This is a genomic window from Bacteroides caecigallinarum (assembly GCF_021530995.1).
Taxonomy (GTDB): domain Bacteria; phylum Bacteroidota; class Bacteroidia; order Bacteroidales; family Bacteroidaceae; genus Phocaeicola; species Phocaeicola faecigallinarum.
Map to the genome: position 1 here is coordinate 1 of NZ_JADYTF010000120.1, position 10,564 is coordinate 10,564.

The window sequence follows — 10,564 nt, forward strand, 5'->3', positions numbered from 1 at the left end:
AGATGATTATGAGCCGATTTAATTTTATGAGAATTAAATTTAGAATTATCGGAGCTGTATGCGGTGAAAGTCGCACGTACAGTTCTTAATGGGGAAAGCGGCAGCAATGCCGCCGACCTACATAACAGAATAGTTAAATTTATGTCATGACAATGCAAGTTCACAAAATATCAGAAAAAATACCGGAACCTACACTCCGTCGTTTGCCTTGGTATTTATCTTGTGCAAAACTTATGAGAAGTCAGGGAGAAAAGTATGTATCATCCACACTGATTTCAAAACAAATCAATATTGATGCCTCACAGGTAGCAAAAGACTTGTCTTATGTGGCTGTATCAGGACGTACACGTGTTGGTTATGATATAGACTGTCTGATAAATGTACTGGAAGATTTTTTAGGATTCACCAATATTCATAAAGCATATCTGTTTGGTGTCGGTAGCCTTGGAGCCGCGTTACTACAAGATACAGGTCTTTCACATTTCGGACTTGAAATTGTTGGAGCATTTGACATTGATCCCAAGAAAGTAGGGACAACAATTGCGGAAATACCTATATATCACACAGATAATTTTCCGGAAATAATAAAAACATCAAATGTAAATATCGGGATTCTAACTGTACCTATCAGTATAGCCCAGAAAATTACAGATTATATGGTAGATGGCGGCATAAAAGCCGTATGGAATTTTACTCCTTTTAGAATACGTGTACCTGAAGACATAGTTGTCCAAAACACATCACTATATGCCCATCTTGCCGTTATGTTTAACCGTTTGAATGAAGAATTTAAATAATCATTTATATGAAGATTATAGCTATAGGGATGAACTATTCCCTCCACTGCAAGGAACTCCATGCCAATGAGTCCCTTCCACAGGAACCGGTTATTTTCATGAAACCGGATTCTGCTATCCTTAAAGATAGCAAACATTTTTTTATTCCTGATTTTTCACAACAGATTGACTACGAAACAGAACTAGTAGTACGTATAAACAGACTTGGTAAAAACATTTCCGAACGATTCGCTCATAGATATTATGATGCAGTTACAGTCGGTATAGACTTTACTGCACGCGACCTACAAAGAAAATTCCGCGCCGAAGGTAAACCATGGGAACTTTGTAAAGGGTTCGATAGCTCCGCTGCTATTGGAGACTGGGTTGATGTAGAAAAATTCAAAGATATACAGGACATACATTTCCACCTTGACATAAACGGAAAAACCGTACAAACCGGCCACACACGTGATATGCTGTTCGGGGTAGACAAAATAATAGCCTATGTCAGTCAGTTCTGTACATTAAAAATAGGTGATTTACTGTTTACCGGAACCCCAGTAGGAGTAGGTCCAGTAAATATTGACAATCACTTGGAAGGTTATCTCGAGAACGAAAAAGTATTAGATTTTTATATACGATGAAAATAAGAGTAGGATTTGGTTTTGATGTCCACCGTCTGGTTCCTGACAGAGAACTGTGGCTTGGTGGAATAAAGTTTGAGCATGAACTTGGATTGTTGGGACACTCCGATGCCGATGTTCTGATACACGCCATCTGCGATGCTCTTCTAGGAGCTGCCAACATGCGTGATATAGGGTTTCACTTTCCAGACAATGCAGGAGAGTTCAAGAATATAGACAGTAAGATACTCCTCGCACGTACCGTAAAACTGATTTCCGAAAAAGGTTATACCATAGGAAACATAGATGCCACCGTATGTGCAGAACGCCCAAAACTAAAAGCCAGAATACCCGAAATGCAGGAAGTTTTGGCGCATGTTATGGGCATTGATGTCGACGACGTATCCATTAAAGCTACAACAACTGAAAAACTTGGTTTTACAGGACGTGAAGAAGGTATTTCAGCTTACGCTACTGTCCTTATAGAAAAACATTGAGTTCTCACCTCTATTTTACAACTCTAAAGCACGTTTAAGTCTTGTTTAGTCCCTGTTTATAAAACAGTTTCTAAACAGGACTTAAACATAATAAAAACATATATCAAAGAATTCTAACAGCTAAAGTACCAATCCTAAAGTCAACATCACCCCAAATATAAGCATATTTCTCGAAGTTTCGCCCAAAATCAAATTCAATGCTTTTCCCTTGTTTATATTTGCCATTTTTATGGTGGTTAGAATATGCAATACAAGATAAAACTGAGGGAACAATACCGCATAAATTTTACCTACTGAAATAAAGTAAAAGCAAAGCCAACACGCAACTAAACCTAGCAAAAAATACAGAACCAGTCCAGCTTTAGCTCCAAACCTGACAACGATTGTTTTCTTTCCACTTATAGCATCCTGCTCTCTATCTCGGAAATTGTTTATCATAAGCAATGTATCAATTATAAGCCCACATGCAATAGATACTACAGTAACTGAAGTATTCCATCCATGCGCCATCACATAATATGTCCCCCCTACAGGCACAAAACCAAAAAATATCAGTACAAGGACATCCCCCCAACCATGATAAGCTAAAGGATAAGGACCTGCTGTATAAAGAAAAGCAAATATTATACATGCCAAACCAACCGGTATCAGTTCCCATCCACCAAAATTCAACAATGTCAATCCTGTTGTAGCTGCTAAAACAGTAATTACACCTATACCTATCTTCATTGCCTTAGGAGTAATCCATCCTTGAGCACAAGCACGCTCCGGTCCTAAACGATCTTCCCTGTCTGTCCCTTTCAGAAAATCAAAAAGATCGTTTATAAAATTAGCATCAATCTGCATCAAAAACGCAAACAGAAAACATAAAACTGCCGGTACTACATTAAAGTGACCGTATATATATGCCAGCGCACATCCCAACATTACCGGAATTGCTGCTCCAGTAAGAGTTTTCGGGCGTGCAGCAAGAATCCAAGCTGTGATTGAATTAGTCTTCACCATTATAATCTTTTTTTACTTAAACCATATGCAAAGTTAGCATATAAAATGCTACTTTTGCACATACAACGATTGAAATATTCTTTTATGCAGAAATTAGATATACATCTCCTCATACTGATTGCCTCATCTATCTTTCTGTCATCATGTGCCACAGCATCATTATCACGAAACAAAGGCATAGGTCGTATCAAGGAATACCATATAGCTTCAAAGGATTTACCGCCGGAATTCAATGGATTTCGAATAGCCTTTGCCACCGATTTCCATTATGAAAGCCGTTTCTCCCGCAAACACCTACCCTCATTGATAAATGCTCTAAAATCTTTAAATGCCGATATACTATTACTCGGAGGTGATTATAGAGGACGAAACGGTGGTGATGTAAACGAACTGTTTGCAGCCTTAAGCAGTATTAAGACACGATACGGAACATACGCGGTCATGGGTAATCATGAACGTGAAGAAAACGATACATTAGCACGCAAAGCAATGAATGAAACTGGAGTTAAACTACTGGAACACTCCACTGACACTATACATAAAGGAAAAAGTTTCATATTAATAACCGGAATAAGAAACCCGTTCGATCTGAAAAACAACGGTATATCGCCTACATTGTCAGCCGCGCCTAAGGATTTTGTCATTATGCTTACACATACACCTGATTATGCAGAAGATACAGATATAAGTAATACCGACCTGGTTCTTGCAGGACATACACATGGTGGACAAATCAGTTTTTTCAACAGGTGGACTCCAGCTAAATTTTCAAAATACGGCAACCGTTTTCTGACAGGTAAAAAATATAATTCTGCTGGAATACCAATTATCATAAGTAATGGCCTTGGAACATCCCGCAGAGATATAAGATTGTTCACCCCAAGCGAAATTGTACTTATAGTTCTGGAAATTTTATAATAAAACACATCCAACAGAAATATTAACTTACTATTTTTGCATAGCCAAAACATCAGAATTGTAAAATGAAAAAAATATCCATTCCCCATAAGTATCATTTACTATATCGTATTTCAATATTAGCGCTGCTAATCACAATTTTTCCCGGTAAAATCAATTCACAGAATATGTCACAGCTCATCTACACTGAAGACACTACATTTTCATATACCGAAGTCCATGAATTGAAAGTACGTTTCCGGAACATGAACTTTTTCCGCAATAATGAATATAAAGGAAATCTGGTAAAAGGCTATACATTACCTGGACTATGGATACTTCCATCAGTATCATATCAGCCACTTAAGACACTAAAAATAGAAGCTGGTGCATATATGTTAAGGTATTGGGGAGAGAATCAATACCCCAACACCCATTACACCAATCTTCCAGGCTATGAAACAGATGATACCCAAAGCGCATTCCATGCTGTGCCTTTTTTTCGCATACATTATGCCCCAACTCCTGAAATTTCATTAGTGCTGGGAAATATTTATGGAAGAAACAATCATGGTCTTATAGAGCCATTATATAATAAAGAAATGGTCATGACTTCCGATCCAGAAGCAGGAGTTCAACTACTCTGGAACACTCGTCGTTTTAATTTGGATATGTGGGTAAACTGGGAAAGCTTCATATTCCAGGGCGACAAACAACAAGAAGAATTTACTTTTGGGATATCCTCCAGAATAAAAGCCAACTCACCAATATTTGAAAATAACAAGGCTCATTTTTACATTCCGTTACAACTTATCTTCAAACATCAGGGAGGAGAAATAAATACCTCGGCTACAGTACGCAATGTAAAAACATGGCTTAATGCTGCGGCAGGATTAGGAATAGACATAAAGATGCCTTTCCGTAATTTCAAAAAGCTCAACTTTGAAGCCCACGCTGCATATTACTCCCAGCAAAAAGGAAACACATTTCCTTTTGACAAAGGCTATGGCATATATGGAAAAGCCGTTGGTGATTTCAAAAACTTCCGTCTGCACGCCGGCTACTGGCAATGCCATAATTTTGTATCATTAATGGGAGACCCTCTGTTTGGAGCAGTATCTATTTCAAACAAAAATCTTGTATATGACAAGCCTAAAACGGCTTTCCTAAGCCTGGAATACGCTCATCATATAGGCAAAGGATTTGCCCTAGGAATACACGCTGATGCTTACAACACTTTTAAGTCAAATACAAGGAGTATCAATATAGACAAAGATGGAAATACGATCACAACAACTTCATCTATGCCAAATTCAATAAGTTTTATTGCAGGCATATACTTGAGAACAGACTTTAGCTTCCTAATAAAACGATTCTGATAAGTAAATCATATACAAACAGAAAAGGTTCACTTTTAGAGTGAACCTTTTTGCTCTTCAGGTTGGACTTGAACCAACGACCCTCTGATTAACAGTCAGATGCTCTAACCGACTGAGCTACTGAAGAATGATAAGATATGTAAATTGTTTGCTCTTCAGGTTGGACTTGAACCAACGACCCTCTGATTAACAGTCAGATGCTCTAACCGACTGAGCTACTGAAGAATTTACAATCGGGATATTTCGCTCTTCAGGTTGGACTTGAACCAACGACCCTCTGATTAACAGTCAGATGCTCTAACCGACTGAGCTACTGAAGAAGGTTGTTTTCTCGATTGCGGTGCAAAGATACTAGCTTGTTTTGAATTATGCAATACCTTTGGCAAAAAAAATGATAAAAATATTTCATTTTTTATATCCAGTATCACTTCATGTAGTCTTTAGGCAATGTCTATCTGCCTTTGCTTGACGAAATTAAGTTAAATATTGGAGTATTTCTGTTGTTGAAAACAGAATAATGCTTTTCTTTGCATATCATATAAATGATACACTATAATATAAATGAAAGTAAAACAGCAAAACACATGAATACTAAAAAAACTCTTATTGCATCTTTTGCCGTACTTATAGGCATGGGGTTATTAAGTTTCAAAGGTGACGACCGCAACTTCAAGATAGCAAAGAATCTCGATCTGTTCAATTCTATATTCAAGGAGCTCGATATGTTTTATGTAGACACCGTCGATGTGGAAAAGATGATTCAGAACGGAGTAAACGGTATGCTAGCTCTTACAGACCCATATACAGAATATTATCCAGAAGAGGAAGTTAGCAGCCTGAAAGAGATGATAACCGGTAAATACGGCGGAATTGGAGCAGCAATCAGATACTATGAGGCAAATGACCGCATTGTTATTGTAGAACCGACAGAAGGAATGCCAGCTGCAGAATCCGGAGTAAAGGCAGGCGATATTATTCTTGAAGTAGGTGGAAAAGAGATGCTCCGAGGCAATTTGAAACCACAAGAGTTTTCCAGCAAAGTTAGCGACGCGCTTCGAGGTGAACCAGGAACATCATTCATCCTTAAAGTACTCCGTCCAATGCAAAATGACAGCACTGAGATGGAATTCAAGATAACAAGAAAGAGTATTCGTACAAACCCTGTTCCATATTACGGTATAGTTCGCGACAGCATAGGGTACATAGCTCTACAAAGCTTTACAGACAACTGTTCAAAGGATTTCAAGAAGGCTTTTATAGAGCTAAAGCAAAAAGGAGCCAAGTCACTCATTATCGATCTTAGAGACAACGGTGGCGGTTCATTAGCTGAGGCAGTAGATATAGTAGGACTCTTCGTCCCCAAAGGTCAGGAAGTAGTTTATACCAAAGGAAAAATAAAACAGGCAGAAAACTCATTCAAAACACGTTTCGAACCTGTAGATACTGAGATTCCACTAGTAGTACTGGTTAACGGTGCTTCTGCTTCTGCTTCTGAGATTCTCAGTGGGTCATTACAAGATCTTGACCGTGCAGTAATAGTAGGAAACCGTACGTATGGTAAAGGACTTGTACAGACCACACGTCCTCTTCCATATAATGGAACCCTGAAAGTCACAACATCAAAATACTACATCCCAAGTGGAAGATGTATTCAAGCTATTGACTATTCAAAGAAAAATGCTGACGGATCTGTCGCACGCACACCGGACAGCCTTACAAACGTATTCCACACCGCTATAGGACGAGAAGTGCGCGATGGTGGAGGTATTCGCCCAGATATAGAAGTAAAAGCAACAAAATTTCCTAATATCATCTTCTATCTAATGAATGAAGATATTATATTTGATTATGCCACTCAATATTGCTGGACCCACGAGGCTCCTTCATCTGTAGCAGAATTCAAACTTACAGACAAAGATTATGAAGAATTCAAGAAGATGGTTAAATCACGCAATTTCACATATGACCGTCAAAGCGAAAAGATGCTAAAATCTTTAAAAGAGATGGCAGAATTCGAAGGATATATGGACGGTGCTAAAGAGGAATTTGCCGCACTTGAAAAGAAACTTAATCACAATTTAGACCGCGATTTGGAAACATTCAAAAAACAAATAAGTGAATATCTTTCGCAAGAAATCATAACAAGATATTTTTACCAGCGTGGAGCTGCCATGGAACGTCTGAAAGATGACTCTGATCTGGAAAGTGCCATAAAGGTACTACAAGACACTATTGAATATAAAAATATTCTTTCTGTTACAGATAAGAAATAAAATATTCTGAGAAAACACAATACAAAACTCAAATCCCTGTCAGTAAAAAATGCCGACAGGGATTTTTTACTTTCTGTTTAGATGGTTTTAAAATTTGCATAATTGGGTAATCCCTCAGGTTTTTACGTTGATCCGTTTAACTCTCAGTTTAACTGAACCATGTAAACCTGTGAAAATATAGGCATAAAAAAAGAGAGCTACTTTTTAGTAACTCTCTGATTTTCTGAGTGATCCGCTTGGGGCTCGAACCCAAGACCCCAACATTAAAAGTGTTGTGCTCTACCTGCTGAGCTAGCGAATCAATCCTGTTTTGCTATCGTTATTTCCCGATTGCGAGTGCAAAGGTACAGCTTTTTTTTTTAACACACAAATTTTTTACGATGTTTTTTTCAAAAAAACTATTTACAGCGTATGATACTACCATAAAAAGAGAAAAAATATTTGAGAACAAATAATCAAAACGCGAAATACGGAACTAAGTTCTTCAAAATTGTGTATTATCCCAATTAATGTATCATTGTGTTTGTACCTTCTACTATATCACCAAACGAAAAAACACATCTTACATTTGTATCTTTATCGAGAATAACTATATCAGCATCCTTACCCTTTTGTAGCGTACCTTTACTTTCATCTACTCCAATAATCTTAGCAGGTGTTTCCGAAGCCATCCTCACAGCATCTTCTAACGGTATACCAGCTTTATTGACCATAACAGAAACCAACTTATCCATTGTAGCAAGACTACCTGCCAGCGATGAATGATCAGCCCATTTACAAACATCATTTTCTATCACATATTCAGGATCATCAACTTCTCCATCAAAAGCCGCATATTTCAAAGCATCAGTAACAAGACACGTCTGATCAACTCCCTTTAGCTTATAAACAAGTTTTAGAATCGTAGCAGGCAAATGTTTACCATCAGCTATCACTTCAACAGACATACCATCCGTAAGATATACACTTTCTACTGTACCTTCATATTTATACTCTCTACGTTTATGGAAACCAGGCATAGCGTTATAAAAATGTGCAGCGTGAGTAAATCCCGCAGAAAATGCCTTCTTTATATCATCATATTCAGCCTCCGTATGCGTAATTGCCGTCAATATACATTTTGACGAAGTATACTTTCCGAACTCATATCCTCCATTTATTTCCGGACTAATATCCCATCTTCTGATACAAGACGTTGACTCTATCAAACCAACATATTCATCAGGATTCGGTTCTGAAAGATACTTTTCCCACTGATGCCCCGCCATCTTAGGATTTAGATATGGACCCTCGATATGTAATCCTTTTATAACCTTGTTGGTTTTCATCGATTCTTCACAAACTCTTACCGCACGAATTATATTTTCAAACGAAGTAGATGTTAACGTAGGAAAAACCGTTGTAGCTCCATGCATAAGATGAGCTTTTGTAGCTACCTCAAAAGCTTCCGTTGTACTTTCAGTATAGTCGCGTCCGCCACCTCCATGAATATGCATTCCCACAAAGCCTGGTACTATATTCATCCCTTTTACATCGATTACTTTTGCTCCTATTACAGCTAAATCACTGTTGGTAACCTCAAGAATCTTACCATTGCTAATTAACACAGAACCATCTTTTATCCAACCTTGTGGTGTCAGTATATGACCGTTTATTAATTGAGTTAGCATAATATAATTCTATTTACAAATCATTTAAAAAAGTTTATTTGTCCCTTCTACAAGTTCACCCATAGCCCACACAGCTCTTACATTAAGTTCTCTGTCTAAAGCTATTATGTCAGCATCCTTTCCTCTTTCAAGTGTTCCTTTTCTATCCAACACCCCCATAATTCTAGCCGGAGTTTCTGAAACCATTCTTATAGTATCTTCTAAAGGTATCTCTGCCTTTTGAACCATTGTTCTTATAAGACGGTCCATTGTTGCTATACTTCCAGCCAATGCTGAACGGTCAGCCAACTTACATACACCATCTTCAATAATGACACGCGGATCAAAAGCCTCTTTACTGTCACTTGCAGCACACGCAAGAGCATCAGTGATAAGAGCTGTCCTTTCTACTCCTTTAATTTTATGAACAAGACGTAATATAGTCGGCGGAACATGAATACCATCTGCCACTACTTCCACAGTCATATCGTCAATCAGATATATACTTTCCACAGTACCCTCATACTTATATTCTTTCCTCTTATGGAATCCAGGCATAGCATTATAAAAGTGTGTAGCGTGGGTATATCCAGCTTCATATCCCGTAAGAATATCCTCAAATTCGGCCTGCGTATGTCCTACAGAGGCTAGAATACCTTTAGATGTAATATATTTGGCAAATTGCATCGCACCTGGCAATTCAGGTGCAGCATCCCATCGTTTGATACAGTTAGTCTCTTCCAATAGAGGAATATATTCTTCAGGATCAGGATTTTTTATATTTTCAGGCATCTGGCCACCAGCCATTTTCATATTAAAATAATGACCTTCAAGATGAAGTCCAAGAACCGGACTATTACACTCTTTCATCAATTTCTCGGTCGTAGCGGCAGCAGCACGAATCATTGGTATAGTTGATGACGAGAGAGTAGGGAAAATACTTGTTATTCCATGTTGCATATGTGCCTTTATGGCTGTTCTGAATGCATCCTCAGTTCCTTCCATAAAATCTCTTCCTCCACCACCATGAACGTGAATTTCCACTCCACCTGGAACGATATACATACCTTTGGCATCAATTAGTTTTGCACCTACAATTGCCAAATCACAATTTGTAACTTCCAGAATCTTATTATCACTGATTATAACAGATCCATCTTTGAGCCAACCTTGAGGCGTTAAAATACGAGCATTAATTATTTGGGTTAACATGATAATAGTGATTTATTTCATATATTTTCTTTAATGCTACAAATTTAATCAATTAAAATTATATCTTTGGATTAGTATATAATTTTTTTTATTATATATAAAGGATTATAACTTATATAAACACGAAAATCCCCGAAGTATCTCTACCTCGGGGATCTTTCTCTCTAAAACGGCGACTACCTACTCTCCCACAATTAGCAGTACCATCGGCGTGACGAAGCTTAACTTCTCTGTTCGGAATGGGAAGAGG

The 10,564-nt window shown here is 37.8% G+C and carries 9 protein-coding genes, 4 tRNA genes and 1 rRNA gene; 6 read left to right on the forward strand and 8 right to left on the reverse strand.

What is annotated here, in order from left to right; genetic code table 11:
* The first annotated feature begins 146 nt into the window (after positions 1 to 146).
* From I6E24_RS13595 to ispF, 3 genes are read left to right on the forward strand one after another with little or no spacing between them, the layout of a single operon-like run.
* A complete protein-coding gene (locus I6E24_RS13595; RefSeq protein ID WP_235329080.1) occupies positions 147 to 797 on the forward strand; it encodes a redox-sensing transcriptional repressor Rex in 651 nt (216 codons plus the stop codon).
* Positions 798 to 805: 8 nt separating this feature from the next.
* Entirely contained in the window at positions 806 to 1,423 is a 618-nt protein-coding gene (locus I6E24_RS13600) for a fumarylacetoacetate hydrolase family protein (RefSeq protein ID WP_235329081.1), read from the forward strand.
* Entirely contained in the window at positions 1,420 to 1,899 is a 480-nt protein-coding gene (gene ispF, locus I6E24_RS13605) for a 2-C-methyl-D-erythritol 2,4-cyclodiphosphate synthase (protein ID WP_235329082.1), read from the forward strand. The genes I6E24_RS13600 and ispF overlap by 4 nt, the downstream gene beginning before the upstream one ends.
* Before the next feature lie 120 nt (positions 1,900 to 2,019).
* Here the strand turns inward: ispF and I6E24_RS13610 are convergent, their stop codons facing one another.
* Positions 2,020 to 2,910: a 1,4-dihydroxy-2-naphthoate polyprenyltransferase gene (locus I6E24_RS13610; RefSeq protein WP_235329090.1), complete on the reverse strand. Its 891-nt coding sequence runs from the start codon at positions 2,908 to 2,910 to the stop codon at positions 2,020 to 2,022.
* A 78-nt stretch (positions 2,911 to 2,988) separates the two neighbouring features.
* On the opposite strand from I6E24_RS13610, the gene I6E24_RS13615 reads away from it, so the two are divergent.
* Positions 2,989 to 3,822, forward strand: a complete 834-nt coding sequence (locus I6E24_RS13615; RefSeq protein ID WP_235329083.1) for a metallophosphoesterase — start codon at positions 2,989 to 2,991, stop codon at positions 3,820 to 3,822.
* Positions 3,823 to 3,989: 167 nt separating this feature from the next.
* Positions 3,990 to 5,180 (forward strand): hypothetical protein, encoded by a 1,191-nt coding sequence (locus I6E24_RS13620; RefSeq protein ID WP_235329084.1) that lies wholly within the window; start codon positions 3,990 to 3,992, stop codon positions 5,178 to 5,180.
* Positions 5,181 to 5,233: 53 nt separating this feature from the next.
* Here the strand turns inward: I6E24_RS13620 and I6E24_RS13625 are convergent.
* The 3 genes from I6E24_RS13625 to I6E24_RS13635 all read right to left on the reverse strand — a co-directional run bounded on the left by I6E24_RS13625 (position 5,234) and on the right by I6E24_RS13635 (position 5,500).
* Positions 5,234 to 5,307, reverse strand: a tRNA-Asn gene (locus I6E24_RS13625).
* A gap of 24 nt (positions 5,308 to 5,331) precedes the next feature.
* A tRNA-Asn gene (locus I6E24_RS13630) sits at positions 5,332 to 5,405 on the reverse strand.
* A 21-nt stretch (positions 5,406 to 5,426) separates the two neighbouring features.
* Positions 5,427 to 5,500 (reverse strand) — tRNA-Asn (locus I6E24_RS13635).
* Between the two features lie 264 nt (positions 5,501 to 5,764).
* Between I6E24_RS13635 and I6E24_RS13640 the strand changes: the two genes are divergently transcribed.
* Positions 5,765 to 7,453, forward strand: a complete 1,689-nt coding sequence (locus tag I6E24_RS13640) for a S41 family peptidase (RefSeq protein WP_235329085.1) — start codon at positions 5,765 to 5,767, stop codon at positions 7,451 to 7,453.
* A 228-nt stretch (positions 7,454 to 7,681) separates the two neighbouring features.
* Here I6E24_RS13640 and I6E24_RS13645 read toward each other — a convergent pair.
* The 4 genes from I6E24_RS13645 to rrf all read right to left on the reverse strand — a co-directional run.
* Positions 7,682 to 7,754: transfer RNA gene (locus I6E24_RS13645), tRNA-Lys, on the reverse strand.
* A gap of 205 nt (positions 7,755 to 7,959) precedes the next feature.
* Positions 7,960 to 9,123 (reverse strand): N-acetylglucosamine-6-phosphate deacetylase, encoded by a 1,164-nt coding sequence (gene nagA, locus I6E24_RS13650; RefSeq protein WP_235329087.1) that lies wholly within the window; start codon positions 9,121 to 9,123, stop codon positions 7,960 to 7,962.
* A gap of 24 nt (positions 9,124 to 9,147) precedes the next feature.
* Positions 9,148 to 10,314, reverse strand: coding sequence for an N-acetylglucosamine-6-phosphate deacetylase (gene nagA, locus I6E24_RS13655; RefSeq protein ID WP_235329089.1), 1,167 nt, complete (start codon positions 10,312 to 10,314; stop codon positions 9,148 to 9,150).
* 167 nt (positions 10,315 to 10,481) lie between these two features.
* Positions 10,482 to 10,564: ribosomal RNA gene (rrf, locus tag I6E24_RS13660) — 5S ribosomal RNA — on the reverse strand; the annotation flags it as partial.